The organism is Tardiphaga sp. 839_C3_N1_4, assembly GCF_051811045.1.
GTDB lineage: Bacteria > Pseudomonadota > Alphaproteobacteria > Rhizobiales > Xanthobacteraceae > Tardiphaga.
On sequence record NZ_JBPWQD010000001.1, the window covers coordinates 6050706 to 6076645 of the forward strand.

Below are 25940 nucleotides of genomic sequence, written 5' to 3' on the forward strand. Positions count from 1 at the left end.
GCAGCGTGCAGGTGGCTCTTTCATTCTATTCGGCGGCCTGTGCGTAGTCTTCCATCGGCGGGCACGAGCACACCAGATTGCGGTCGCCATAGACGTTGTCGACGCGGCCGACCGGGCACCAGTATTTGTCGGTGCGTGAGTTCCCAGCCGGGAAGCAGCCTTCGGCGCGTGTATAAGCGCGCTTCCAGTCGTCATCCGCGATATCGTGCACTGTATGCGGCGCATGACGCAGCGGCGACGCCTCGACGTTCCAGCGGCCACTCTCGATATCCGTGATCTCCTTGCGGATCGCGATCATCGCCTCACAGAACCGATCGAGTTCGAGTTTCGATTCCGATTCCGTCGGCTCGATCATCAGCGTCCCCACGACAGGAAAGCTCATGGTCGGTGCGTGGAAACCATAGTCGATCAGGCGCTTGGCGATATCGTCGACGGTGACGCCGGCAGACGTCTTGAATGCGCGTGGATCGATGATGCATTCATGCGCCACGCGTCCCTTTTCGTTGCGATACAGCACCGGGAAGTGCGGATGCAGCCGTGTGGCAATGTAGTTCGCATTGAGGATCGCAAGCTCGGTGGCCGAGGTGAGACCCGCGCCGCCCATCATCAGGATGTAGATGTAGGAGATGGTCAGGATCGACGCCGAACCGTAGGGTGCGGCCGACACCGGACCCACCGGTACATCGCTGTTGGCCGAGGGATGACCGGGCAAATAGGGCGCCAGATGCGCCTTGACGCCGATCGGGCCCATGCCGGGGCCGCCGCCGCCGTGCGGAATGCAGAACGTCTTATGCAAGTTGAGATGACTGACGTCCGCGCCGTAATCACCCGGACGCGACAGGCCGACCTGCGCATTCATATTGGCGCCGTCGAGATAGACCTGACCGCCATTGGCGTGGACGATCTCGCAGATCTCGCGGATATGCTCCTCGAACACGCCGTGGGTCGACGGATAGGTGATCATGATTGCCGCGAGATTGGCAGCGTGTTTCTCGGCCTTGATGCGCAGGTCGTTGACGTCCACGTCACCGCGCTTGTCGCAGGCGACGACAACCACATCCATATTGACCATGCTGGCCGAGGCAGGATTGGTGCCGTGCGCCGATGAAGGGATCAGGCAGATATTGCGATGGCTGTCGCCGCGCGCCGCGTGATAGGCGCGGATCGCGAGCAGCCCGGCATATTCGCCTTGCGCGCCGGAATTCGGCTGCAGCGATACGGCGTCGTAGCCGGTGATGTCGCACAGCCACTTTTCCAGTGTTGCGAAAAGCTGGTGATAGCCGGCGGCCTGTTCGCGGGGCACGAATGGATGCAGCGAGCCCCAGGCGGGCCAAGTCAACGGCATCATCTCGGTGGTGGCGTTCAGCTTCATGGTGCAGGAGCCGAGCGGGATCATCGCGCGGTCGAGCGCCAGGTCGCGGTCCGAGAGCTTCCGCATATAGCGGAGGAGTTCGGTCTCGGAGCGATGGCTGTGGAAGACGGGATGCGTGAGGAAGGCCGAGCTCCGCTTCAGCGAGGCGGGCAGGGCGTCGCTGACGCCATGCTCGACGTCTGAATAGCCAAGCTTGCCACCGAAGGCGCGCCAGATCGCTTCGATGGTTTCCGGCGTCGTGGTCTCGTCGAGCGCGATGCCGATCGTGCCGTCACCGATGCGCAGGTTGATCTTCTCGGCCTGGGCTGCGGCAATGATGCCGTCGCGCTTGTCGCCGACGGTCACCGTCAGAGTATCGAAGAAGGCTTCGCTCTCCGACGCGAAGCCGAGCTTCTTGAGGCCAGCGGCCAGCACCAGTGTGCGGCGATGGACCGTGCGAGCGATGTGTTTGAGGCCTTCGGGGCCATGATAGACCGCATACATCGAGGCGATGACTGCGAGCAGCACCTGCGCGGTGCAGATGTTCGACGTCGCCTTTTCGCGGCGGATATGCTGTTCGCGGGTCTGCAGCGCCAGGCGATAGGCGGGCTCGCCGCGGGAATCGATGGAGAGGCCGACGAGGCGGCCCGGGATCGAGCGCTTGATCGCGTCGCGCACCGACATGTAGCCGGCATGCGGACCGCCGTATCCCATCGGCACGCCGAAGCGCTGTGCCGAGCCGATCGCGATGTCCGCGCCGAGTTCGCCCGGCGAGGCCAAAAGCGTCAGCGCCAGCAGGTCGGCGGCGACGACGGCGAGCGCGCCCTTCGCTTTGAGCGCCGCAATGGCTGGCTTGAAATCGCGCACGGTGCCGGTCGTGCCGGGATATTGCAGGATCGCGCCGAACACGTCGGCCTTGTCGAGATCGGTCAGCGGATTGCCGATCTGAAGCTTCCAGCCGAGCGGCTCGGCGCGGGTGCGCAGCACCGCGAGGGTCTGCGGATGAACTTCATGATCGACGAAAAAGGTTTTGGTCTGAGCGTTTGAGGCGCGCTCGGCCAGTGCCATGGCTTCCGCAGCGGCGGTCGCTTCATCGAGCAGCGACGCATTGGCGACATCGAGACCGGTGAGGTCACAGATCATGGTCTGGAAGTTGAACAGCGCCTCGAGTCGGCCCTGGCTGATCTCCGGCTGATACGGCGTATAGGCCGTGTACCAGGCCGGGTTCTCCAGGATGTTGCGCTGGATCACGGTCGGGAGAATCGTGCCGGAATAGCCTTGGCCGATCAGTGACGTGAACACCGCGTTCTTGGCCGCCATCTCGGTCATATGCGCCAGCGCCTCGGTTTCGCTGAGCGCTCGCCCGAGATCGAGCGGCGTCTTCTGGCGAATTGAGGCAGGGAGCGTCTCGCCCATCAGTGCGGACAGGCTTTTCGCGCCGACCGTTTCAAGCATCACACGAATATCGGCTTGCGAAGGGCCGATATGGCGGCGGACGAAATCGGTGGCGACGTCACCGGAAGATTTGTTCAGGGTCATCTGTTGTTCCTCGAACGAATTTCAGAAGTCGTCATGGCCGGCAGTCGCCGGGCATGACGACTAGGCGGTGTGAGCTTTGTAGGCGTCGGCATCCATCAGGCCTTCGAGCTCGCTCTTGTCGGCGATCTTCAGCTTGAAGAACCACGCCTTACTGTCGGCATCGGAATTCACCAGCGCGGGCTCGGCTGCGAGTGCGTCATTGATCTCCACGACCTCGCCGGTGATCGGCGCATAGACGTCGGAGGCGGCCTTGACCGATTCGACCACGGCGGCGGCTTCGGCCTTCTTCAGCGCACGGCCCACTTTGGGCAGTTCGACGAACACGACGTCGCCGAGCTGTGACTGTGCGTAGTCGGTGATGCCGACGGTGACGACGTCGCCGTCGATCGCGAGCCATTCGTGGTCTTCGGTGTACAGGGTGGTCATGGGGCAGTTCCTCAACGCTTGTAGCTGTGGGGGACGAAGGGCATGGGTGACACTTTCATCGGCATCCGCTGGCCGCGAAGCTCGGCATAGACGGTGGTGCCGTCGGCTGCCTGCGCGCTGGGCAGATAGCCCATTGCAATTGGCGCGCCGAGACTGGGGCCGAAGCCGCCCGAGGTGACGCTGCCGATCGATTTGGTGGAGGTGGCGTCGGCAAACAGCAGCACACCTTCGCGCACGGGCGCGCGGCCTTCGGGCAGCAGGCCGATGCGCTTGCGCGGTGCGCCGCCATCGAGCTGCGCCAGGATCTTGTCGCTGCCGAGGAAGCCGCCGGCGCGGGCGCCGCCGGTCCGGCGGCTCTTCTGGATCGACCAGTTCAACCCGCCTTCGATGGGCGTGGTCGTCGTGTCGATGTCATGGCCGTAGAGGCACAGCCCAGCTTCGAGACGGAGGCTGTCGCGGGCGCCGAGGCCAATCGGCAGGACGTCGGGATGATCGAGCAAGGCGGCGGTAAGGGCCTCGGCCTGATCGTTCGGGATCGAGATCTCGTAGCCGTCTTCGCCCGTATAGCCGGAGCGTGAGACGAAACAGGCAATGCCGTTCACCTGATGCGGACCAGCATCCATGAACTTCATCGCCGGTGCCTCAGGGCAGAACTTTGCCAGCACGTCCGCCGCCTTCGGACCCTGCAGCGCGATCAGTGCACGGTCGGGCAAGGTCTCGATGATGCATGTGTCGGTGAGATGCGCGCGCAGATGCGCCTCGTCTTCATCCTTGCAGGCGGCGTTGACCACGAGAAACAAATGATCGCCGAAATTCGCCACCATCAGGTCGTCGAGAATGCAGCCGGCGTCATTGGTGAACTGGGCATAACGCTGGCGCCCTGGCGCCAGCGCCAGAATGTCCATCGGCACCAGTCTTTCGAGCGCCAAAGCGGCGTCCTCGACCTTGCCGGACTTCGCCCGCAAGGTGAGTTGGCCCATATGGGAGACGTCGAATACGCCGGCTGCAGCACGGGTGTGAAGGTGCTCCTTCAGCACGCCGGTGGCGTATTGCACCGGCATGTCATAACCGGCGAAGGGCACCATCTTGCCGCCACGGGCGACATGGAGGGCGTGCAGCGGCGTTTGTTTTAAAGTTGAGGGTTTATCGGTCGCTAGCATGGTGACGGGTCCTCGCGGTTCCCCGGGACCATTCCCGGAGTGCCTGTACGAGCCCCATCTGTCGCTGTGCCTGAGAGTATTATCCCGTCGGCGGACGCCATCGGCCCATTTGGGCTCAAAGGCATCTCTTTCCAGATGCTAACCTGTCACGCGGTCCTTTTGCCTGAGAGTTTCCGGGGCGGTTGCTCCTTCGGCGCCGGCCCAAACGGGGGCCGGTCTCTCCCGACGTGACGTCTTTCAACGTCGGCACAAGAGCATGCGTTCCCTGAATCTGTCAACGCGGTTGCGACACCTATCAACGGCCCTGTGCTGCTGCGGCAAGCCCCTGATCCGCTTGAATGATCCCTTGTAATCCCCTTGCACAGTTTCTGGACAGGCCTAGTGCCGCCGGTCTAAAAGCAACCGGTTGTGGCATTGGCCGACGGCAGGGCCGTGGGCGATTTTTAGGCGCCAAGTCTTGAACGTAACAAGTCTTGGGCGCAATGGGACTGATATGAGCGGCGTTAACGAGATCAGGTCGGCATTTCTGAATTACTTTGCGGCGAATGGTCACGACATCGTGTCGTCGTCGCCGCTGGTGCCGCGCAACGACCCCACGCTGATGTTCACCAATGCCGGCATGGTGCAGTTCAAAAACGTTTTTACCGGCGTTGAGAAGCGGCCTTATCAGCGCGCGACGACGTCGCAGAAATGCGTCCGTGCGGGCGGCAAGCATAACGATCTCGACAATGTCGGCTATACCGCGCGCCACCACACCTTCTTCGAGATGCTCGGCAACTTCTCATTTGGCGACTATTTTAAGGAACGCGCGATCGAGCTCGCCTGGAACCTGATCACCAAGGAATATGGTCTCGCAAAAGATCGCCTGCTGGTCACCGTCTATTCCGAGGACGATGAAGCGTTTGCGCTGTGGAAGAAGATTGGTCTGCCGGATTCCAAGATCATCCGCATCCCGACCTCGGACAATTTCTGGCAGATGGGCGATACCGGCCCATGCGGTCCGTGTTCGGAAATCTTCTTCGACCATGGCGACAAGATTCCAGGTGGCCCTCCCGGCTCGCCCGACGAAGACGGCGACCGCTTCATAGAGATCTGGAATCTGGTGTTCATGCAGTTCGACCAGCTTGCGCCGGGCAACCGCATCTCGCTGCCGAAGCCGTCAATCGACACTGGCATGGGTCTCGAGCGCATCGCTGCGGTGCTGCAGGGCAAGCACGACAATTACGACATCGATCTGTTCGTTGCGCTGATCCGCGCCATCGCCGATCTCACCGGTGCCGATCCGCAGGGGCCGATGAAGGCTTCGCTGCGCGTCATCGCCGACCATCTGCGCGCCTCATCGTTCCTGATCGCCGACGGCGTGCTGCCGTCGAATGAAGGTCGTGGCTATGTGTTGCGCCGGATCATGCGCCGCGCCATGCGTCACGGTCAGTTGCTCGGCGCCAAGGAGCCATTGATGTGGCGCCTGGTTTGGGCGCTGGTGCGTGAGATGGGCCAGGCCTATCCGGAGCTGGTGCGCGCCGAGAGCCTGATCGAGGAAACGCTGCGCCTCGAAGAGACGCGCTTCCGCAAGACGCTGGATCGTGGTCTCGGCATTCTCGACGACAAGAGCGCGTCGCTGAAGAAGGGCGATATGTTTGACGGCGAGACCGCCTTCACGCTGTACGACACCTACGGCTTCCCGCTCGATCTCACGCAGGACGCACTGCGTAACCGCGGCATCTCCGTCGATATCGCGTCCTTCACCGATGCGATGGAGAAGCAGAAGCAGAAGGCACGTGCGTCGCGCTTTTCCTCCGGCGAGACCGCGACCGAAGCGATCTGGTTCGAGCTACGTGAAAAACTCGGCGCGACGGAATTTCTCGGCTACGAGACCGAGTCTGCAGAAGGTGCGGTTACGGCACTGGTGAAGGATGGCAAGGAAGTCGACAGCCTCAAGGCAGGCGACACCGGCGCCATCGTGCTCAACCAGACGCCGTTCTATGCAGAGTCCGGTGGCCAGGTCGGCGACACCGGTGTGATCACCGGCGAGGGCGTGACCTTCCGTGTCACAGAAACCCAGAAGCGCGCAGGCGATCTGTTCGTGCATGTCGGCACGCTCGAGCAGGGCACGCTGAAAGTCGGCGCTGCGCTGGCGCTCGACGTCGATCACACCCGTCGCTCGTCGATTCGCGCCAATCACTCGGCGACCCATCTGCTGCATGAAGCGCTGCGTCAGGTGCTCGGCGATCATATCGCCCAGCGCGGTTCGCTGGTGGCGCCTGATCGCCTGCGTTTCGACTTCGTGCATCAGAAGCCGATCACGGCCGAGGAACTGCGCCGCGTCGAGGACATCGCCAACAATGTGGTGCTGGAAAACGACGCCGTCACCACGCGCCTGATGGCGGTGGACGATGCCCGCGAGGCCGGCGCACGCGCGCTGTTCGGCGAGAAATACGGTGATGAAGTTCGAGTCGTGTCGATGGGCAAGATGCCCCGCGATTCGGGCAGCAACGCGCTCGGCTGGTCGGTCGAACTCTGCGGCGGCACCCATGTGAAACGCACCGGCGATATCGGCATGATCTCGGTCACGGCTGAAAGCGCGGTGTCGTCCGGTGTGCGCCGTATCGAGGCGCTGACCGGCAACCATGCGCGTCATCACGCCAATGAGACGATCCTTCTCGCCAAAACCGCGGCGAACGAGCTTCGCACCACGCTCGACGATATGCCGGCGCGCATCGCCGCGCTGATGGACGAGCGCAAGAAGCTGGAGCGTGAGCTCTCCGAAGCGAAGAAGACCATCGCCATGGGCGGCGGTGCTGCTGCCGGTGCATCGGCCGCTGGCGGCGCATCCGCAGACGTCAAGACGGTCGGTGACGTCAAGCTGATGGCCAAGAGCGTGTCGGGCATCGAGATGAAGGATCTCAAGAGCCTCGCCGATGCCGGCAAGAAGCAGCTCGGCTCCGGCGTCGTCGCCATCATCAATGTCGGTGAAGACGGCAAAGCCGGCGTCGTGGTCGGCGTTACCGAAGATCTGACCAAGCGCTTCAGCGCCGTCGATCTGGTGAAGCTTGCGTCCGAAACGTTGGGCGGTAAGGGCGGCGGTGGCCGTCCAGATATGGCGCAAGCCGGTGGTCCGGATGGTGCCAAGGCCGATGCGGCGCTGGCGGCGATCGAAGCGGCGATCGGCAACTAATCTCGTCATTCCGGTGTCGCGAACGCCGCCAGGCGGGCGCAAACCCGGAATCCCGCAGTGTTTTACTATGTCGAGATTCCCCGCCATTCCAACTGGAATGCCTGAGGTTCACGCTCTCAGCTTCGCTGAGATCGCGCCCCGAATGGCAGTGTGGGTCACACAACCCCATCTCGCGATGACGTGACCGCTCGCGCCTGCGACCATGAGTAGCCCTCGTTAAGGGTGGCATCCCACGCGCCCATGCGGCAAAAAGCGGCATGGAGCATAACACCCCGCTGATTTCCACCGTCGTCGTTGGCCTCGTACTGGCATTCATCCTCGGCCTGATCGCACAGCGCATTCGCGTGTCGCCGCTGGTCGGCTATCTACTCGCCGGCGTCTTCATGGGCCCATTTACGCCCGGCTATGTGGCGGACCAGAATATCGCCAATGAACTCGCGGAAATCGGCATCATTCTGCTGATGTTTGGCGTCGGCCTGCATTTCTCGCTGAAGGATCTGCTCTCGGTCAAGAATATCGCGATCCCCGGCGCCATCGTGCAAATCGCCGTGGCGACGCTGCTCGGCATCGGCCTTGGCGAGGCGCTCGGCTGGTCGTTCGGTGGCGGCCTGGTGTTTGGCCTTGCGCTGTCGGTGGCTTCGACGGTGGTGCTGCTTCGCGCGCTGCAAGAACGACGGCTGGTGGATAGCGAGCGCGGGCGCATCGCCATCGGCTGGCTGATCGTCGAGGATCTCGCAATGGTGCTGACGCTGGTGCTGCTGCCGGCGATCGCTGGTCTGCTGAAAGGCGAGGGCAACGGTGCCAGCATGTCAGCACTTGCGATGCCGGTGCTGATCACGCTCGGCAAGGTCGCGGGCTTCGTGATCTTCATGCTCGTGGTCGGCCGCCGCGTCATCCCGATGCTGCTGCACTACGTAGCGCATACCGGATCACGCGAGCTGTTTCGTCTTGCGGTGTTCGCCATCTCACTCGGGGTTGCCTTCGGCGCAGCCCTTGTATTCGACGTGTCGTTCGCGCTGGGCGCCTTCTTCGCTGGCATGATCCTCAGCGAGTCCGAACTCAGCCAACGCGCCGCCAATGAAACGCTGCCGCTACGTGATGCGTTCGCGGTGCTATTCTTCGTCTCGGTTGGCATGCTGGTCGATCCGGCGATCATTCTGCGCGAACCGCTGCCGCTGCTCGCAACCGTGTTCATCATCCTGTTCGGCAAATCGGCGGCTGCCTTCGGCATCGTCCGACTGTTCGGGTATCCGACCTCGACGGCGCTGACGATTTCGGCTTCGCTGGCGCAGATCGGCGAATTCTCCTTCATTCTCGTCAGCCTCGGCGTGGGCCTCGGACTGCTGCCGGATCGCGGTCGCGATCTCGTGCTCGCCGGCGCGATCATCTCGATCATGCTCAACCCGCTGTTCTTCGCATTGCTCGATCGCTTACTGGCCGACAAGGACGCGAAAGCAGCGGCAGCGAGTGAAGCGGCCGCTGCGGACAGCAAGGAGAAAGCGGTCACGCGCGTCCCGTTGCCGGAGACGCAGCTCAAGGACCACGTCGTGCTGGTCGGGCACGGCCGCGTTGGCAGCGTCGTCAGCAGGGCGCTGCGCCTGAACAATACGCCATTGCTGGTGATCGAGGACACGCCGGGTGTCGTCGAGCGCCTGCAGAAGGAAGGTGTTGAGGTCATCACCGGCAATGCCGCGGCGCCCGACATGCTGCAGGCTGCGAATGTGATGGGAGCGAAGGGACTCCTTGTCGCGATTCCCGACGCTTTCGAAGGCGGCCAGATCGTCGCCAAGGCGCGCGCCCTCTGCCCCACACTGCCGATCATTGCCCGCGCCCATTCCGAAGAAGAGATCGCGCACCTCAAGCATCACGGCGCCAATGTCGTGATCATGGGCGAGCAGGAAATCGCCAAGGCTATGCTGCTGCAGATCGGCGCGACAGCGCCTGTTTAGTCGCGCCGTTGCGCGGTCGCTACACCGACCGCGTCATGCCGCCATCGACGCGGATATTCTGGCCGGTGATATAGCCAGCGCCCTCCGACGCGAGAAATGCAACGGTAGCGGCGATCTCCTCACTCTTGCCGTAGCGCTGCATGGGCACGCTCGTGCGGCGATCCTCGGTGGCCGGCAGACTGTCGATCCAGCCGGGCAGCACATTGTTCATCCGCACATTGTCAGCGGCAAAACTGTCCGCGAACAGCTTTGTGTAGGCGGCGAGCCCGGCGCGGAACACGGCTGATGTCGGAAACATCGCCGAGGGTTCGAATGCCCATGCAGTCGAGATATTGATGATCGCGCCGGACTTCTGCTTCTGCATGATCGGCGTCACCAGCCGGGTCGGCCGGATGACATTCATCAGATAGACATCCATGCCCGTGTGCCACTGTTCGTCGGTAATATCGAGAATGGGGGCACGTGGGCCATGGCCGGCACTGTTTACCAGCGCATCGATCCGGCCCCATTTCTCCAGCGTGCCATCGACAAGCCGCTTCAGATCGTCGTTCGATTGGTTGGAGCCGGTCACGCCGATGCCGCCGAGCTCCTGCGCGAGTGCCTCGCCTTTGCCGGACGACGACAGGATCGCGACCTTGAACCCATCGGCTGCAAGGCGGCGTGCGGATGCAGCGCCCATGCCGCTTCCACCGGCCGTGATGATGGCGACTTTGTCGGATGACATGAGGCGGTCTCCCTGAATGTTTTTCTGGTCGTATTGCTCTAGCGGCAAATCGTTCGGCGTAGAAACGCAAAACCCAGCGCCTGGCTCTGCGCCTGCTTGGTATTGTCCACCGCGCCAGAGTGTCCACCGGCGACAGTTTCGTTGAACCAGACGGGATAGCCAAGCTCTTCGAGCTTCGCCGCCATCTTGCGGGCGTGGCCGGGATGGACGCGGTCGTCGGTGCGGTTGGTGGTGATGAAGATCGGCGGATAGGTCTTGCCGGATGCTAACAGGTGATAGGGCGAAAATTTCTGGATGAATGCCCATTCTTCGGCGATTTCTGGATCGCCATATTCGGCGATCCAGCTTTGACCGGCCAGCAGCTTTGTGTAGCGCGCCATGTCGAGCAGCGGCACGCTGCACCAGATCGCGCCGAACAGTTCGGGATAGCGCGTCAGCATGTTGCCAACGAGTAGTCCGCCATTGCTGCCGCCGTGGCAGGCGAGTTTTGCTGCCGTCGTGACACCGGACACAGCAAGATCGCGCGCGACACTTGCGAAGTCGTCATGCGCCACATGTTTCGTCGCCTTGCGCGAGGCGAGATGCCAGCCTGGTCCGAACTCGCCGCCGCCCCGGATATTGGCGAGCGCATAGAGGTTGCCTTGTTCGAGCCAGAGCTTGCCGGTGATGCCCATGTATGACGGTGTCAGCGAGACTTCGAAACCGCCATAGCCATAGAGGATCGTGGGCCGTGGTGCATCTGATGAGGCGAGGTTCTTGCCGATCAGGAAGTAGGGGATCTTGGTGCCGTCAGCGGCGACAGCGTGGCACTGCTTCACCTCGATGCCAGTTGAATCGAATGAGCGTGGCGAGGATTTCAGTGGTTCGAGGTCGCCGGCACCGTGCCACAAGGCGGTGGTGGTCGGCCGGTCGAAACCGGTGACGGTGAGCAGCATATCCTTGCCGAGGTCAGGATCGTCCTCGCCGCCGAAAGCTGCGACGCTGATCGAGGCGTTGTCGGGCAGACCCGGGACGGGAGTTTCGATCCAGCCGTCGCCGTCGCGCGTTGTGAGCATGATGCGAGCGCGGACATTGTCGAGAATCTGCAATACGACGCCGTGGCGCGTTTCAAGCCAGGATTCCAGCGCGCGGGTGGGCGTCGGTGTGAAGATGATTTCGAAGTCGCGTGCGCCTTCGAGGAAGCGATCGAGGTTGATTACTGCCAGCGCACCGCTTGGGATGACCATGCCGCTCACGGTCCAGTCCTGCTTCGGGCTGACGAGCAGATCGTCGGCATCGCCGGAGATCGATACTTCTTCGGGCAGGTCGAGTCGTACACGCTGTCCGGCATGGGGGCCGTTCTTTTGTTCGACTGATATATGCGAGCGCGTGAAATCCAGCGCGCGCCAATACATCACGCGCTCATGGGTCGGTCGGCGGTCGACGCCGAACCAGGCGGCGACGTCCTGCTTCTCGACCTCGAACACGCTCTCGGCCGATGCCAGCGGCGTGCCGCGCTTCCATTTTCTGACAACGCGGGCGTAGCCGGCTTCTGTGGTGTCGCCAGGATTCTGCGCGCTGCCGAACAACAGCGTATCCTGATCGAGCCAGCTCACCTGGGTCTTGGCTTTCGAGATGAAGAAGCCGTCCGCGACGAAGCTCTTGCTCGGAATATCGAACTCGCGGACTTCGATGGCATCGGTACCGTTGAAGGACAGGCTGATCAACGCACGGGTTTTATCCGGTGATCGTGCGGCGCCGGAGAAAGCCCAGGAGATTCCCTCAGCCTTGTTGAGCGCATCGATGTCGAGCAGCACGTCCCATTCGGGCTTATCTAGCTTGTAGCTCTCCAGCACCGTCCGGCGCCAAAGCCCGCGCGGATGAGCGGCGTCTTTCCAGAAATTATAGAGATAGTCGCCAGACTTTCCGACGAAGGGAATGCGATCGTCGGCGTCGAGGATCTTCATGACTGCGTCGAAGTCGCGCTGGTAGGCATCGTCGCAGAGGAAGCCATCGGTCCGCGCATTCTGCGCCTCGACCCAGGCCACGGCCTTGTCGCCCTCGATCTCTTCGAGCCAGAGCAGGGGATCATTATGGCCGTCGGCGGGATTTGGCGCAGTCATCAGTCACCTCGAAAACGGGAACGTCTCAAAAAGAAAGTCCGGGGTGCCTGAGGCAGCCCGGACTTTCAACTCATGCAGTCAGGAGAGGGCGGAAATCAGGCCGCCAGTTCCTTGGTCAGGTTTTCCGCGACCTTGTCGAGGAAGCCCGTGGTCGAGAGCCAGCGCTGGTCAGCGCCGACCAGCAGCGCCAGATCCTTGGTCATGTAGCCGGCTTCGACGGTGTCGACGCAGACCTTCTCGAGGGTCTTGGCGAACTTCGCCAGCTCGGCATTATTGTCGAGCTTGGCGCGGTGGGCGAGGCCCTGGGTCCAGGCGAAGATCGACGCGATCGAGTTGGTCGAGGTTTCCTTGCCCTTCTGGTGCTCGCGGTAGTGACGGGTCACGGTGCCGTGGGCGGCTTCGGCTTCCACCACCGAACCGTCCGGCGTCAGCAGCACCGAGGTCATCAGGCCGAGCGAACCGTAGCCCTGGGCCACGGTGTCGGACTGCACGTCGCCGTCGTAGTTCTTACAGGCCCAGACATAGCCACCGGACCACTTCATGGCGGCAGCCACCATGTCGTCGATCAGGCGGTGCTCATAGGTGATCTTCGCGGCTTCGAACTTGGTCTTGAATTCGGCGTCGAAGATTTCCTGGAAGATGTCCTTGAAGCGACCGTCATAGACCTTGAGGATGGTGTTCTTGGTCGACAGATAGACTGGAACGCCGCGCGACAGGCCGTAGTTCAGCGATGCGCGCGCGAAGTCGCGGATCGAGTCGTCGAGGTTGTACATGCTCATGGCGACGCCGGCGCCCGGAGCCTGGAACACTTCGCGCTCGATCACGGTGCCGTCTTCACCGACGAACTTCATCGTCAGCGTGCCCTTGCCCGGGAACTTGATGTCGGTGGCACGGTACTGGTCGCCAAAGGCGTGGCGGCCGATGATGATCGGCTTGGTCCAGCCGGGGACCAGACGCGGCACGTTGCTGCAGATGATCGGTTCGCGGAAGATCACGCCGCCGAGGATGTTGCGGATGGTGCCGTTCGGCGACTTCCACATCTGCTTGAGGCCGAATTCCTTCACGCGCGCTTCATCGGGAGTGATGGTGGCGCACTTCACGCCGACGCCGTATTTCTTGATCGCGTGGGCCGCGTCGATGGTGACCTGATCGTCGGTCTTGTCGCGGTATTCCATCCCGAGGTCGAAATACATCAGGTTGACGTCAAGGAAGGGGTTGATCAGCTTGTCCTTGATGTACTGCCAGATGATCCGGGTCATCTCATCGCCGTCGAGTTCGACGACGGGGTTGGCTACCTTGATTTTTGCCATGGTGGTTCGGGCCTTTAGCGCGTTGCGGGAGGGATGATTTGTAGGGGGGCTATAGCACCGCGCCGGACCCGGCGAAAGCCGGGGCGTCATGCAGTTTCGGCGCAATTTTCAGCCCAAAACGCAGGCTGTTTTTGCTCAAAATGCAGCCTGCGCCGCGCTGCCCGCCGCCACGTACCGGCTCACCGGCAGGCTGCCGCGCCGCGCTGTCACGCCGCGTCGCGCCGGTACAGGCCGCCCGTGGTCACCAGGAAGTCGATCCGCCGGTCGAGCAGCGCGCGCAGCGCCTCGTCCGGGCTGTTGACGATGGGCTCCTCGTGCACGTTGAAGCTGGTATTGACCAGCACCGGCAATCCGCTGGCCTCTGCAAACCCCTCGACAATGTCATAATAGAGCGGGTTGTCCGGACGCGCGATCACCTGCGGCCGCGCGGATCCATCGACATGGACCACCGCGGGGATACGGCCGCGCCATTCCGGCCTCACGTCGCAGGCGATGGTCATGTAGCGGCAGGCGCGCGCATTGACGGGATTGACGTCGAACACCTCCGCAGCACGTTCGGCGGTGATGACGGGGGCGAACGGCATGAATTCGGAACGGCTCAGCCGTTCGTTCAAGAGGTCGTGGGTGCCGCGCCGGGCCGGATTGGCGAGGATGGTCCGGGCGCCCAATGCGCGGGGGCCGTATTCCATCCGGCCGTTGAAGATCGCGCCGATCTCGCCCGCCACCAGCCGCGTCACCGCGCCATCGACCGGCGCCTCGTCGGTGCGGTGGATCCCCGGCGTGGCTGCGATGCCGGCGTCGAGCCCGGCCTGAAAATCGCGGCCGAGATAGACATTGCCGAGATCGCGGCGGCGGCCCAGCCATGGCACGAGGCCGTCGCGCTGCATCAGATAGGACAGCGCACCGCCGATCGGCAGGCCGTCGTCGCCCATCGCCGGGAAGATGAACAGTTCATCGATCGGCAATTGCTCGGCGAGCAGTCGGTTGAGCTTGACGTTGGCGAACACGCCGCCGGACAGGCCGAGATGCCGCGCCGGATGCCGCTGCAAAAGGCGCTGCAGCGACAGCAGCATGGTGTCTTCCAGCACCTGCTGGATCGACGCCGCAAAATCCTCCCGGCCGGCCTGTTTGGCCAGCCGGCGCATCAACGCGTTCATCTGGTGATAGCTGCGAAAGCTGGACTGGATACGTCCGTCCGGAGCCACCGAAAAATACCCGGCGATCGTCTCGGCCGCTGTCGGTTGCCCCATGGCCGCGAGCCCGGTCAGCTTGCCCTCGTGCCGGTTGGCCCGAAATCCGAGCGACTTGGTCGCCGCGCTATAGGCACGGCCCAGGCTGTCGACGGGATTGGGCAGGAACAGACAGGCGTCGTCGCCGTAGAGCGTCGTCAGGCTGTTTTCGGCGAAGTGCCGGTAGCTGTAATTGACATTGTCGCCGCCGCCATCGGCCGTCACCAGCAGGGCATTCGGCCACGGGCTGTAGAACAAAGTGGGCAGCGCATGCGCTTCGTGGTGGTTGTAGAAATGGACCGCGGCACCGTCGCGGAAGCCGCCGTCGCGCCGCCACGCCGCGGCATCGAAGACGTCCTCGGCCCGCGGCGCGCGGTAGCGATGCTGCTCGGCGCCGAGCAGCAGGCGATCCTTGCCGACCCGGCTGCGATACTGCTCGCGCAGCCAGCGCAAGCCGCCGAGGCGGGGGAAGTAGGCCTTGGGAAACATCGCGCGGCTGCTGGCGACGACGTCGACATCGCGCCGGGTGGCGCCGGCGATCGACAGCACCTCGTCGATGGCCGCATCGGGATGAACACTGCCGTCGCTCTTGCGCCGGGTCAGTCGCTCCAGCGCAATGGCAGCCTTCAGGTCGTAATCTTCGAAAACGGCGACGGCGGCGTCATGGACGCCGGAGTGAACGCTGAGGATAAGCTGAGGCATGAAGGCTGCTAGGTCATTCCCGGGAGCGGCACATTACCTACCCCCCGCCACGACCGGCAAATCACGAGCGCTTGGCCGGGAACCCGCCTTCATCCGGATTGTCAGGCGGCAGGCAGGCCACGTCTGGCATCCGCTGGCAATTCGTCGTAGGGCTGCATCGTAAATACCCCCGGAGGGTGGGTTATTCGCATCCAGATACCCGGCTAAGTCACTTGTATCACTCAACAATGTGGCGATCACCAGGGAGCCCGGATGAGGTGTTGAATCAAAACCTTCACGGGTTGATTCAAGATCTTCAGAGATTGAATCAGAAAGTGAAGTGCATGTCCGGTTCAGGCACCGACTCGACCAAGGCGCATACCGACCTCGTCGGCCCCGTTGTCATCCTCGTCGAACCGCAGCTCGGCGAGAATATCGGCATGTGCGCGCGGGCCATGGGCAATTTCGGCCTGACCCGGCTGCGCATCGTCAATCCGCGCGACGGCTGGCCGAACGTCCATGCCCGCCGGGCTGCCTCCGGCGCCGACCACATCCTCGACAAGGTCGAGCTGTTCGACACCGTCGAGGCGGCGGTCGCCGACTGCACTTTGCTGTTCGCCACCACCGCCCGGGCGCATGATCAGGCCAAGCCGGTGGTTGCGCCCGAGGCCGCGGCCGCCGAGACCATCGCCCATGTCGCCCTAGGTGCGACCGCCGGCATCCTGTTCGGCCGCGAGCGCTACGGGCTCCAGAACGAGGAGGTCGCGCTCGCCAACCGGATCATCACCTTCCCGGTCAACCCGGCCTTCGCCTCGCTCAACCTCGCCCAGGCGGTTCTCCTCTGCGGCTATGAATGGTTCAAGCAGGCGACTTCGAACGCGCTGCCCTATGCGATGCCGGAGCGCTCCGAGCCGGCGGCACAGCACCAGATGACGGCCTTTTTCGACAACCTTGTCGGCGAGCTCGACAAGGTCGAGTTCCTGCGCCCGCCCGAGAAGCGCGACACCATGCTGGTCAACCTGCGCAACATCTTCACCCGGATGGAGCCGACCAAGCAGGACATGCACACGCTCCACGGCGTGGTCATGGCCATCGCCGAGGGCCGCAAAGGCCCGGCCAAGGGCGGCGTGCTCGACGGCGAACAGGCCACCCGGCTGCGGGCGCTTTTGGCCGAACACGGCAAGGCCTCGTCGCCCCATGAGAGCGGCACCGTGCGTGGCCTCGCGCGCATGCTCCGCCGCAACCCGACCGATGCCGAGCGCCTCTTGTGGGATCAGCTCCGCGCCGACCGCCGCTTCGCCGGCCAGTTCAAGCGCCAGACCCCGGTCGGCCGCCACATCCCGGATTTCGTCTCCTTCCCGGAGCGGATCGCCATCGAGCTGGTGAATCCCGGCGAGACCGAGGTGATTGTCAGCGACCGCGCCGCCCGGAAGTCCTGGCTGGAAGAGCGCGGCTACCGCGTCATCGCGATGCGGGCGGATCATGTGACCAGCGATATCGCGGCGGAGCTGGATCGGCTCGAGGCGTTGCTCGCGAGCGGGATGCCGGGGCAGGGGTAACAGCAACAAGCTGTCATTCCGGGGCGCTCGCCGCAGGCGAGCGAACCCGGAATCTCGACATGTGACACTCCACTGTCCGCGCGGGACTTAAGAGGAGCTTCAGCATTCCGGGATTCCGGGTTCGCGCCGAGAGGCGCGCCCCGGAATGACGGCGTGATCAATGGCGCATCCCGGGCTACGATGGCGGTGACCAGCCGCGACCAACGCAGCATCCAAAAACCGGGAGGCCCCATGACCATCTCCACCGCCGAGAAGCGCGCCAATTTCCGCAAGCTCCACGAGACCGGCTGCTTCGTGCTGCCCAATCCCTGGGATGTCGGCAGCGCCCGCTATCTGGCGCATCTCGGCTTCAAGGCGCTGGCCTCGACGTCAGCCGGCTATGCCTGGTCCACCGGCCGCCCCGATAACAAGGTCACCGCGGACGATGTCATCGAACATCTCGCGCTGCTCTCGGCCGCCACCGATCTGCCTGTGAATGCCGATTTCGAGGCCGGCTTCGCCGATGACCCCGCAGGCGTTGCAGTCAATGTCGCCCGCGCGGTGAAGAGCGGCATCAGTGGCCTCTCCATCGAGAACTCCACCGGCAAACCGGACAAGCCCCTCTATGACGACAAGCTCGCCGTCGAGCGCATCAAGGCCGCCCGCGCCGCCATCGATAGCGTCGATCCCGCGGTGATGCTGGTGGCGCGCTGCGAAGGTTTTCTGCATGGCGAGCGCGATCTGACAAAGACCACGGCGCGGCTCATAGCCTTTGCGGAAGCCGGCGCCGATTGCCTCTATGCGCCGGGCGTCGCTTCGGACGAGGAGATCACCACGCTGGTGAAGGCGATCGGCGGCAAGCCGCTCAATGTGCTCACCGTGCAGCCGACCATGACCGTGCAGCATCTGGCCCACCTCGGCGTCCGCCGCATCAGTGTCGGCGGCGCGCTCGCGCGCGTGGCCTGGGCCGGCTTCATGCAGGCGGCGCAGGAGATCGCCGGGCAGGGCACGTTCACGGCTTTTGCGCAGGGCGCGAAGGGTGGGGAGTTGAATAAGTTGTTTGGTAGCTGAGGCGCGCTGCGCTGCCTTAGGGCAGCACCAACAGAAGGATTAGAGGTTGCGAAACGTAAGTCCCGATCTGCGCACCTCTATGCCGGGAGCGTATTGCTCAAGGAGTAGTTCGATGGCTTCTTCTTGATGGTCCTGGTTCGAGTGAGGGCCAACCAGAATCGATTTGATAGGTAGAGGCTCATTCAAATCGGAGAAAAGCTCGATATACGGAGTCACAATACCGGTGCCAGCATTTGATCTGAAATGGACCTTTTTGAATGTTTTGCCATCGGGCACATCGCTACTGCGAGGTCGATCCGCGAGGGCAGCAATGCGATATTCGTTCTCGGCCGAGAACCCCGGATGTTTTAGGAACGGTAGCGGTCCGAGATAGGCCTTTACGTATTCCGCATCGAATTGATGCGGACCAAATATATCATCATAAACTTGCCCGCTTCTTTCGAACAATTTTCGATTAACGGCGGAGGCGATCCCTTTGAGATTGTCTAGTTTAGCGCGCGCCTTGTGGTCATAATACTCTACGGCGTCAGTTAGCACGCCTTGGTAGTGGTGCTTTTGACCTTCAAGGAAGGCTAAGCGGTCAATCTGAAGTTCGTCAAATTCGATTGCGAATCCGTTTCCATACCCACGCCATTGGCTAAGTAGCCCATGGTCGTATTCCGCGGAACCTTCCGCGTGATGGCAGAACGAGCATATGTATATTGGTGAGATGTTTCGCTGTGCTCCCTGAAGTGCATTCAGCGCTGCCTGCGCTTGCTGATCTGCAATGTCGCGTTGTGTGCGAACATCTTCTCGAAGCAGCTTACGCTCGATTAGTTTTTCAATAAGGACTTCGGTCTCTTCCGCAATCTGTGGCTTCAGTACTTCCGCCATTATTTGGCATTCAGCAGCGTCGTTCGTAAAGTTCGAGTGGGTCGCCCATAAAGAACCAGATCGTAAAATACCGATCAGGCCATGAGCATTTGTGTAGTGGAAAAGAGATCGGCTTGAAGCGCTAACAAGCGATGTGTCCCCGCCTGACGAAGCGCTTGCTGCCTCGAATGTTGGTCGAGCATCTGTGGTGTAGGCTCGTCCTTTTGCCGCCCCGTCTTTGGAGGATTTCGAGTTTGAAGGGCGTTGTTTGGCAGCGTTCTTCCGACGTTCTTCGCGGTTCATGTAATCGATCGCAGGATGGGGGAGCGGTCCGGAGTACGTCTAGGCATTGGCCCTAGGAGCTAGATGACCCGAAAGCCTGCGACTAAACGACCAAGATTGGTTGGCGGATTGTTTCGCAACCACTGCGCGAAAGCAAGGGCGGGTGGTGTCCGACGTTAGGTTGAGCGGGAGCGCGTTGGGGAAAAAGGCCCGCAACGGGACGTTGCTCGCGATCTAGCCTCTCAAGGTTCAGAGAGTGCCAACGGTTCGAGATAAAGCGCCGAGGCAAGAAGCTGACTCTCTGTCCGGCGACGGATGGACTAAGTTCGAGCTCGGTCAGTATTTCGAATCTCATATTGATTGACCGCCAAAGCCATCGCTTCATGAGCTTCCACGCCTTGCGGAGGCGATCGCACTCTACAACCTCCGCCGCGGCCCCCTCGGCCGCAGCGCCGGGTGGTCCTGCTCCGGCGGTGTATGCGCGTCTTCCAGCAGGGCCATGGCTTCATCGGGGATGCGGTCGATGGTGACGCCGCCGCGGCGCATTTCCTTCAGCGCGGTGCGGATCGCGGTGTCGCGGTCGATCCAGTCCTGGCCGGTGCGCGCCGGCGCATCCGGGTGGCGGCGGGGGCGGCGGTTGCCCATGGCTTCCAGCCGCGCCATCTTCACCACCTGCATGGCCTGGATCAGCCGGTCGAGATCGACCGTGGGGCTGTTCCACAGCTCAGTGACGCAGCGCTCGGCCAGCGCCTGCAGCTTCTCTCTCAGCACGCGCAGCTTCAGCCGGCGGCCGGCGCGGGCGCCCCGCAACGTATCGCTGGCCACAGGCGCAAACGGGTGACGCTGCCAGCCGCCCTCGCGGGCCCAGCGCCCGACGGTGCTGTGGGTCGCGCCGGTCCTCGCCGCGATCTGCTTGTAGGTCAGCGTGGTCTCCTCGATCAGGCGGCGCACGGCGGCGACCGTGGCATTGGTGTGCAGCCGCTTGCAGCCCTTGGGGCGGCCGCCCGGCATCGGAGGCGGTCTGCTGTCCACATCATCGGTCACCCGAAGGCGCGTCACCGGGTCCGCGGAGGAGTCGATGATGCGGATGTTGGAGGGAAAGAGAGGATAGGCAGGATAGCGCATGCTGACTCCCTTTAGAGCGCGGTCAATCGGAATTGGAATATATGCCTATTACAGGAGAGCGCAAGCAGGCGTGTTGGCTTTCGAAGTCGTCATTCCGGGGCGTGGGCGCATCTTCGCGCACACGAACCTCAGCCACTCCAATTGGAGTGGCGGGGAATCCCGGCGTGTTTGGCTCTACGGAGACTCCCATGTCGAGATTCCGGGTTCGCCCCGCCGCCTCCGGCGTCGGTCCGCCCCGGAATGATGGTGTGGGGCCTTACGCGCCCATCCGTCCGCGTGCACCCTCGATCCCCAACACCTTCATCCGCGACGCCAGCGTGGTCGGCTTGACGTCCAGCAGCTCCGCCGCGCCGCTGGGGCCGAACACCTTGCCGGATGTCGCGGCAAGCGCCACGAGGATGTTGCTGCGTTCGTGATCGCGCAGTTCGGCTGACGTCATCACCGCATCAGCACGCGTCCCCCTGTTCGTTGCAGGGGCGCACCCCCTGGGCACGCCATTCCTTGACGAGTTGCCGCCGGTTGCCGGGATAGCGCTCGGTGAGAATGTCCGCGGTCGCAATGTCGTTCATGGCGATGACACGGAACTGGCTGTCCAGATCGCACCAGGCGGCGATGAAGCGGCTGCCTTCGATGAGGCCCAGCATGATCGGCCAGACCACCTGGTGGTCCTTCGGAGCGTGCTCTATCGAGAGCGTGATGCGAAGCTTGCGTTGCTCGCGCAGCGCCCGGCGGATTTCGCTGAGGTCGAGCGGCGTCGAGCCCTTCGCCCGGTGGCCGACATAGACCGTGTCGTCATCGAGGGCGGAGCGCATGTCCGGAGGAAGCACGGCATTGATCTTGGCCAATGCATTCTTCACGGCAAATGCCAGCGTATCGTCGGTCTGGCGACTGATCCACTGTGCGCCGATCACAAGCGCCTGCAATTCCTCTTCGGTCAAGGAGAGCGGGGGCAGGAGGAAGCCGGGCCGCAGGATATAGCCAACGCCCGCCTCGCCATCGATGTCCGCTCCCATGCTTTGCAGCGTAGCGACATCGCGACGGATCGTGCGCAGCGACACGCCAAGCTCGCGCGCAAGCGCCTCGCCGGACACCGTCCCGCGGTGCCGGCGAAGAACCTGCATTAGATCGAACAATCGATGGCTTCGTGACATGCTCAGTCCATCGCAACGAGTCCCTTTCCACCGAGCTTCCGCCCGGCTTCAAGGGCGCCGATTAAGCGGATTGCTCCGCTCAGGGGAACGACTTCTCCCACAGGAATTCTGAATTTGCCGTCCTGCGCGGCATGGGCGACGTGGTCGAGAATGTCCGCCCGCGGCGCGCCGATGATCGGTTTCAGCCGGCGATCGAAGATCGAACGGATGAGCTTGCCCGGGCTTGGATTGAGATCGAGGAACACGCCTCCCTTGCGCAGCATGCGAAGGCCCGTCGCGACCGTCATCGTGGCCGCCGTATCGTAGACCACATCGAAGCGTTCGGCGATCTTCGACAGATCGGTCGTCCGGTAATCGAACACGTTCTGCACGCCGAGCGACCGCGCGCGTTCCATGACGTTCGCACTGCAACTGCCGGAGACGGTCGCTCCGAGCATCCGCGCGATCTGAACGGCCGCTTCGCCGATGGCTCCGCCGCAGCCATTGATGAAGACGTGCTGGCCCGCCTTCAGCTTGGCCTTGTCGACCAGACCATTCAACGCCGTCACGCCCGGCGTTCCGAGACAGGCGGCATCCTCGAAGGAAACATTGTCCGGCTTCCTTGCCAGGAACGCCTCCCTGGTGATCACGGCTTCCCCCAGCGCGCCGCTTTCCTTGAACCGGGCGAGGCCGAACACGGCATCGCCGATCTTGAAGCGGGTCACGCCGGGACCGATAGCCGTAATCGTTCCCGAGAAGTCCATTCCCATCGCACGGGGGAAGACCTTGCCGGTCACGATCTTCATCACGCCGCTACGCAGTTTCCAGTCGATCGGATTGATGGCGGCAAACCTGACCTTCACGGCCACTTCGCCCGTGCCCGGGGAGGCCAGTTCGAAGTCTTCGAGCCGCATCAGGTCCGGGCCGCCATACTGGTGATATTGAATGCGTTTCATAGCAAACCGTTCTTTCATTGAGAGAGGCAGTCCCGTCGCGGCGTCAGCAGCAGGGCGATGGCGACAGCCTCGGTATTGCGTGGGTGTCGTGAGAACCGCGCCATGGGTTGAGGCGGCTCCGTTGATATCTGGCACGACCGTGGTGACAGTTTCTGGCACCATGGTTCATGCGAGGGGCCCGCCTCGTTCCCTGATCGCGACGGTCCACGGGCCATCCGTGGCAAGGCAGGGGATCAGGAGCGGCTGTTCATCCGCTCGAACAAGGCCTCGCCTAGCTGGCGTGTCTGGGCCGAAATGCCGACGAGCACCTCGTCCTTGTTCGCTTCGAGCTGCGCGAGCGCTTCGGTGACGAAGTCTTCCGGAGAGACCATCATGCGGCTCGCCGTCCCCTCACTGCGCGTGCCGCCGCCAAGGCCGGTATCGACAATCGGTGGGGCCATCTCCACCACACGGATCGCCGTCGATTTCAGTTGATGGCGCAGGCTGAGCGTGAAGGAGTGGATCGCCGCCTTGGTGGCGCAATAGACGGGCACGTCTGCCATCGGCGAGAAGGCCAGTCCCGAGCTCACATTGACGATGAAGGCTTGCTGCTGCTGCTTGAGGGCGGGCAGCAATTCGGCGATCAGATGGATCGGCGCCGTGACGTTGATCGCCACTTCCTGATCGAGCGTGTCGATCGCCGGATCATTGTTGAAGTCGCGCCGATTCTGAACGCCGGCATTGTTGATGAGCACATTGAGGTTCGGGTGGCTCGTCTTCAGCCATTCGACCATCGACCGGCGGCTGTCGGTATCGGCGATATCGCAGATGCGGGTGACAAGTGCAGGGACTTCTTCTTGTGCCTTCCGGAGAGCGGTCTCGCTTCTGCCGCAGATGATGACTTGATTGCCTTCGCTTGAAAGGCGACTTGCCAGCGCAAAGCCGATGCCGGTTGCGCCGCCGGTGATGAGGATTGTGTGTCCAGTAAGCTTCATGTCGTGCGTCCTTCCATTGAACTAAGAAGGTGCGCCGACGATGACATAGGGCTATCAGCGGACACACCTTCACGACCGGCAAGCCGGTCCCAGGTGTCGCGGATACCCCGAGGGGAGGAGTTGCCGTCCATACGGACGACGACCGGGCTACCATCCGGTCAGCACTCTTTCGACAGATCGCATCTAGCAATCACGGCATCAAACACAATCGATCACGCGTTCGCGCGCAATCACTTTGTCGAGATCGTACCATCCGATGCTCAGGCTCGTGCATTAGGAGTAGTGTTACGAACAGCGATAACTGCGAACGGCGGCAGCTCAACAAGCTGTTTGGCGCAAAATAGCTGTCATTCCCGAGCGTTCTCAGCGGGCTTCGTCGTCATTCCGGGTTCGCGTCCGGCTGACGCCGGCCCCGCCCCGGAATGACAGTTTGTGGAAACGCAGGGCTCTACTAACCAGCCCGCCCGCGCGCACCCTCGATCCCCAGCACCTTCATCCGCGACGCCAGCGTCGTCGGTTTGATGTCCAGCAGCTCGGCCGCGCCGCCGGGACCGAACACCTTGCCTGATGTCGCGGCAAGCGCCGCGAGGATGTTGCTGCGTTCGTGATCGCGCAGTTCGGCTGAGGTCATCACCGCCGGCCGGGCGTCGGACTTTACGCGATGCGCGCCAGTCGCGTGATGCGGGCCGGGCGCGTCCGGCAGGTCGATCCGCAAGCGGCCATTCTGCGCCAGGATCACCGCGCGCTCGATGACGTTCTGCAATTCGCGCACATTGCCGGGCCAGTCGTAGCGCGACAGCCGCCGCGCATCTCCTTCGGACAGGCGCAGATCCGATTTCAGTTTCTCGCTGAGCAGGAAGTGCTGCGCGAGCAGGGGAATGTCCTCGCGGCGGTCGCGCAGCGGCACCGACTCCACGGGAAACACGTTGAGCCGGAAATACAGGTCCTCGCGAAACCGTCCGCGCGCCACTTCCTGTTTCAGGTTGCGGTTGGTGGCGGCGATGACGCGGACATCGACGGAGCGGGTGCGCTCCTCGCCGACGCGCTCGAAATTGCCTTCCTGCAACACGCGCAGCAGCTTGCCCTGCAGCTCCAGCGGGATCTCGCCGACCTCATCGAGAAACAGCGTGCCGCCATCGGCGAGCTCAAACCGGCCGATGCGGTCGCGCACCGCGCCGGTGAAGGCGCCGCGGACATGGCCGAAGAATTCGCTCTCGAACAATTCGCGCGGGATCGCCGCGCAATTGACGCGGATCATCGGACGGTCGCGGCGCCCCGACGCTTCGTGGATCGCGCGTGCGATCAGTTCCTTGCCGGTGCCGGACTCGCCGGTGATCATCACTGCCGCGGTGGTCGGCGCAACGAGCTTGACCTGCCGCAGCGTTTTCTGGATCGCCTCGCTCTGGCCGATGATGCCGCGCGGATTGGTCTCGATGCGGATTTCCTCTTGCAGATAGGCGTTTTCGAGTTCGAGCCGCTCGCGCAGCCGGTCGACTTCGGCCAGCGCGGCATGCAGCTTCTCATCGGCCTCGCGGCGCTGGCTGACGTCGCGAAACACGATGACAGCGCCGACCACCATGTGGCGGTCGCGGATCGGCGTCGACGTGTATTCGACCCAGACCGGCGAGCCGTCCTTGCGCCAGAACACCTCGTTGTCGACATTGTGCACGGCGCCGTCGCGAAACGCCGCATAGATCGGGCAGTCGTGATCCGGATAGTGGCTGCCGTCGTGATGGCTGTGATGCACGATCGGGTGGATTTCACGGCCGACGAGTTCATCGGCGGTCCAGCCCAGCATGCGCTCGGCCGCGGGGTTGACGAAGGTGGTCTTGCCATCGGCATTGACGCCGTAAATGCCTTCGCCCGCGGCGCGCAGGATCAACTGGTTCTCGCGCTCGATGTCCTGAAACACGCGCTCGACCCGCTGCCACGCGGCAATGCCGCCGCGCATGTGATCCTCGGCGGCGGCGTCGACATGACGGCGGCGGCGCTGTTCGAGATCGCTCATGGTGAGCAGCAGCAAGGTGCGCTCGCCTTGCGGCACCAGCGATCCCGCATATTCGAGCTGCAACGCTTCGCCGGTGGCGTGGCGCGGCGTCAGCGTGTTGGTCCAGTAGGAGCCCTTGGCGAGCACCGCCTGGGTGAACACGATCAGCGCCGGCAATTGGCCCGCATGCAGCGCGCTGATCTTGATCTGGCGCAGCAGGGCGCGGTCATAGCCGAGCAGTGTGCAGGCGGCCGGATTGGCGTCGATGATCTGGTCGGCATGGGGATCGAGCAGCAGCGTCGGCTCGACGGAATAATCGAAGGCGATGGTGCGCAAATCATGCGGCTGGGCCGTTGCAAAATCCATCGGCAAAACTCCG

General features: G+C 63.0%; 17 protein-coding genes, 1 pseudogene and 1 riboswitch. Of the genes and pseudogenes, 4 read left to right on the top strand and 14 right to left on the bottom strand.

The window, feature by feature from the left end:
* Positions 1 to 25 precede the first annotated feature (25 nt).
* Genes gcvP through gcvT form a run of 3 tightly spaced genes read right to left on the bottom strand, consistent with a single transcriptional unit; the run spans position 26 to position 4476 of the window.
* On the bottom strand, positions 26 to 2890 hold the full coding sequence (gene gcvP, locus AB8A38_RS28885; protein ID WP_439088312.1) for an aminomethyl-transferring glycine dehydrogenase: 2865 nt from the start codon (positions 2888 to 2890) through the stop codon (positions 26 to 28).
* Positions 2891 to 2950: 60 nt separating this feature from the next.
* Positions 2951 to 3316 carry a glycine cleavage system protein GcvH gene (gcvH, locus tag AB8A38_RS28890; protein WP_315842954.1) on the bottom strand — a complete coding sequence of 122 codons (366 nt, stop codon included), beginning with the start codon at positions 3314 to 3316 and terminating at the stop codon, positions 2951 to 2953.
* Positions 3317 to 3327: 11 nt separating this feature from the next.
* Positions 3328 to 4476, bottom strand: coding sequence for a glycine cleavage system aminomethyltransferase GcvT (gcvT, locus tag AB8A38_RS28895; protein WP_439088314.1), 1149 nt, complete (start codon positions 4474 to 4476; stop codon positions 3328 to 3330).
* A gap of 141 nt (positions 4477 to 4617) precedes the next feature.
* Positions 4618 to 4712: riboswitch (glycine riboswitch) on the bottom strand.
* 257 nt (positions 4713 to 4969) lie between these two features.
* On the opposite strand from gcvT, the gene alaS reads away from it, so the two are divergent.
* A complete protein-coding gene (alaS, locus tag AB8A38_RS28900) occupies positions 4970 to 7651 on the top strand; it encodes an alanine--tRNA ligase (protein ID WP_439088316.1) in 2682 nt (893 codons plus the stop codon).
* Positions 7652 to 7908: 257 nt separating this feature from the next.
* Positions 7909 to 9600, top strand: coding sequence for a YbaL family putative K(+) efflux transporter (gene ybaL, locus AB8A38_RS28905; RefSeq protein ID WP_439088318.1), 1692 nt, complete (start codon positions 7909 to 7911; stop codon positions 9598 to 9600).
* Positions 9601 to 9619: 19 nt separating this feature from the next.
* On the opposite strand, the gene AB8A38_RS28910 is transcribed toward ybaL, so the two are convergent.
* From AB8A38_RS28910 to AB8A38_RS28925, 4 genes are all read right to left on the bottom strand, one after another.
* Positions 9620 to 10324 carry an SDR family oxidoreductase gene (locus AB8A38_RS28910; RefSeq protein ID WP_439088320.1) on the bottom strand — a complete coding sequence of 235 codons (705 nt, stop codon included), beginning with the start codon at positions 10322 to 10324 and terminating at the stop codon, positions 9620 to 9622.
* Between the two features lie 38 nt (positions 10325 to 10362).
* Positions 10363 to 12426 (bottom strand): prolyl oligopeptidase family serine peptidase, encoded by a 2064-nt coding sequence (locus tag AB8A38_RS28915; RefSeq protein WP_439088322.1) that lies wholly within the window; start codon positions 12424 to 12426, stop codon positions 10363 to 10365.
* A gap of 95 nt (positions 12427 to 12521) precedes the next feature.
* Complete coding sequence (locus AB8A38_RS28920) at positions 12522 to 13736, bottom strand: NADP-dependent isocitrate dehydrogenase (RefSeq protein WP_439088324.1); 1215 nt, start codon at positions 13734 to 13736, stop codon at positions 12522 to 12524.
* A 206-nt stretch (positions 13737 to 13942) separates the two neighbouring features.
* On the bottom strand, positions 13943 to 15667 hold the full coding sequence (locus AB8A38_RS28925) for a carbamoyltransferase C-terminal domain-containing protein (protein WP_439088326.1): 1725 nt from the start codon (positions 15665 to 15667) through the stop codon (positions 13943 to 13945).
* Between the two features lie 323 nt (positions 15668 to 15990).
* On the opposite strand from AB8A38_RS28925, the gene AB8A38_RS28930 reads away from it, so the two are divergent.
* Complete coding sequence (locus AB8A38_RS28930) at positions 15991 to 17205, top strand: TrmJ/YjtD family RNA methyltransferase (protein WP_439088328.1); 1215 nt, start codon at positions 15991 to 15993, stop codon at positions 17203 to 17205.
* A 231-nt stretch (positions 17206 to 17436) separates the two neighbouring features.
* Positions 17437 to 18255: an isocitrate lyase/PEP mutase family protein gene (locus AB8A38_RS28935; RefSeq protein ID WP_439088329.1), complete on the top strand. Its 819-nt coding sequence runs from the start codon at positions 17437 to 17439 to the stop codon at positions 18253 to 18255.
* 39 nt (positions 18256 to 18294) lie between these two features.
* Here AB8A38_RS28935 and AB8A38_RS28940 read toward each other — a convergent pair whose 3' ends face one another.
* The 7 genes and pseudogenes from AB8A38_RS28940 to AB8A38_RS28970 all read right to left on the bottom strand — a co-directional run bounded on the left by AB8A38_RS28940 (position 18295) and on the right by AB8A38_RS28970 (position 25927).
* A complete protein-coding gene (locus AB8A38_RS28940) occupies positions 18295 to 19410 on the bottom strand; it encodes a DUF2971 domain-containing protein (RefSeq protein WP_439088331.1) in 1116 nt (371 codons plus the stop codon).
* 396 nt (positions 19411 to 19806) lie between these two features.
* The gene (locus AB8A38_RS28945) at positions 19807 to 20514 is read right to left on the bottom strand and encodes a hypothetical protein (RefSeq protein WP_439088333.1); all 708 of its coding nucleotides are present in this window, start codon (positions 20512 to 20514) and stop codon (positions 19807 to 19809) included.
* Positions 20515 to 20770: 256 nt separating this feature from the next.
* Positions 20771 to 20962: pseudogene (locus AB8A38_RS28950) on the bottom strand (hypothetical protein); the annotation flags it as partial.
* Positions 20961 to 21665 (bottom strand): helix-turn-helix transcriptional regulator, encoded by a 705-nt coding sequence (locus AB8A38_RS28955; protein ID WP_439088335.1) that lies wholly within the window; start codon positions 21663 to 21665, stop codon positions 20961 to 20963. The gene AB8A38_RS28955 and the pseudogene AB8A38_RS28950, both read right to left, overlap by 2 nt.
* Positions 21666 to 21667: 2 nt before the next feature.
* On the bottom strand, positions 21668 to 22600 hold the full coding sequence (locus tag AB8A38_RS28960) for an NAD(P)-dependent alcohol dehydrogenase (RefSeq protein ID WP_439088336.1): 933 nt from the start codon (positions 22598 to 22600) through the stop codon (positions 21668 to 21670).
* 233 nt (positions 22601 to 22833) lie between these two features.
* The gene (locus AB8A38_RS28965; protein WP_439088338.1) at positions 22834 to 23574 is read right to left on the bottom strand and encodes an SDR family oxidoreductase; all 741 of its coding nucleotides are present in this window, start codon (positions 23572 to 23574) and stop codon (positions 22834 to 22836) included.
* Positions 23575 to 24025: 451 nt separating this feature from the next.
* Positions 24026 to 25927 carry a sigma 54-interacting transcriptional regulator gene (locus tag AB8A38_RS28970; RefSeq protein ID WP_439088340.1) on the bottom strand — a complete coding sequence of 634 codons (1902 nt, stop codon included), beginning with the start codon at positions 25925 to 25927 and terminating at the stop codon, positions 24026 to 24028.
* Between the last annotated feature and the right edge of the window lie 13 nt (positions 25928 to 25940).

What these genes read in the sequence shown, in the direction of transcription:
- AB8A38_RS28930 (WP_439088328.1), top strand. Translation starts at nt 15,991, where the DNA reads ATGTCCGGTTCAGGCACCGACTCGACCAAGGCGCATACCGACCTCGTC.
- gcvH (WP_315842954.1), bottom strand. Translation starts at nt 3,316, where the DNA reads ATGACCACCCTGTACACCGAAGACCACGAATGGCTCGCGATCGACGGC.
- AB8A38_RS28945 (WP_439088333.1), bottom strand. Translation starts at nt 20,514, where the DNA reads ATGCGCTATCCTGCCTATCCTCTCTTTCCCTCCAACATCCGCATCATC.
- gcvT (WP_439088314.1), bottom strand. Translation starts at nt 4,476, where the DNA reads ATGCTAGCGACCGATAAACCCTCAACTTTAAAACAAACGCCGCTGCAC.
- AB8A38_RS28970 (WP_439088340.1), bottom strand. Translation starts at nt 25,927, where the DNA reads ATGGATTTTGCAACGGCCCAGCCGCATGATTTGCGCACCATCGCCTTC.
- AB8A38_RS28925 (WP_439088326.1), bottom strand. Translation starts at nt 15,667, where the DNA reads ATGCCTCAGCTTATCCTCAGCGTTCACTCCGGCGTCCATGACGCCGCC.
- gcvP (WP_439088312.1), bottom strand. Translation starts at nt 2,890, where the DNA reads ATGACCCTGAACAAATCTTCCGGTGACGTCGCCACCGATTTCGTCCGC.
- AB8A38_RS28965 (WP_439088338.1), bottom strand. Translation starts at nt 23,574, where the DNA reads ATGAAGCTTACTGGACACACAATCCTCATCACCGGCGGCGCAACCGGC.
- ybaL (WP_439088318.1), top strand. Translation starts at nt 7,909, where the DNA reads ATGGAGCATAACACCCCGCTGATTTCCACCGTCGTCGTTGGCCTCGTA.
- AB8A38_RS28915 (WP_439088322.1), bottom strand. Translation starts at nt 12,426, where the DNA reads ATGACTGCGCCAAATCCCGCCGACGGCCATAATGATCCCCTGCTCTGG.
- AB8A38_RS28960 (WP_439088336.1), bottom strand. Translation starts at nt 22,600, where the DNA reads ATGAAACGCATTCAATATCACCAGTATGGCGGCCCGGACCTGATGCGG.
- AB8A38_RS28940 (WP_439088331.1), bottom strand. Translation starts at nt 19,410, where the DNA reads ATGAACCGCGAAGAACGTCGGAAGAACGCTGCCAAACAACGCCCTTCA.
- AB8A38_RS28955 (WP_439088335.1), bottom strand. Translation starts at nt 21,665, where the DNA reads ATGTCACGAAGCCATCGATTGTTCGATCTAATGCAGGTTCTTCGCCGG.
- AB8A38_RS28920 (WP_439088324.1), bottom strand. Translation starts at nt 13,736, where the DNA reads ATGGCAAAAATCAAGGTAGCCAACCCCGTCGTCGAACTCGACGGCGAT.
- AB8A38_RS28910 (WP_439088320.1), bottom strand. Translation starts at nt 10,324, where the DNA reads ATGTCATCCGACAAAGTCGCCATCATCACGGCCGGTGGAAGCGGCATG.
- alaS (WP_439088316.1), top strand. Translation starts at nt 4,970, where the DNA reads ATGAGCGGCGTTAACGAGATCAGGTCGGCATTTCTGAATTACTTTGCG.
- AB8A38_RS28935 (WP_439088329.1), top strand. Translation starts at nt 17,437, where the DNA reads ATGACCATCTCCACCGCCGAGAAGCGCGCCAATTTCCGCAAGCTCCAC.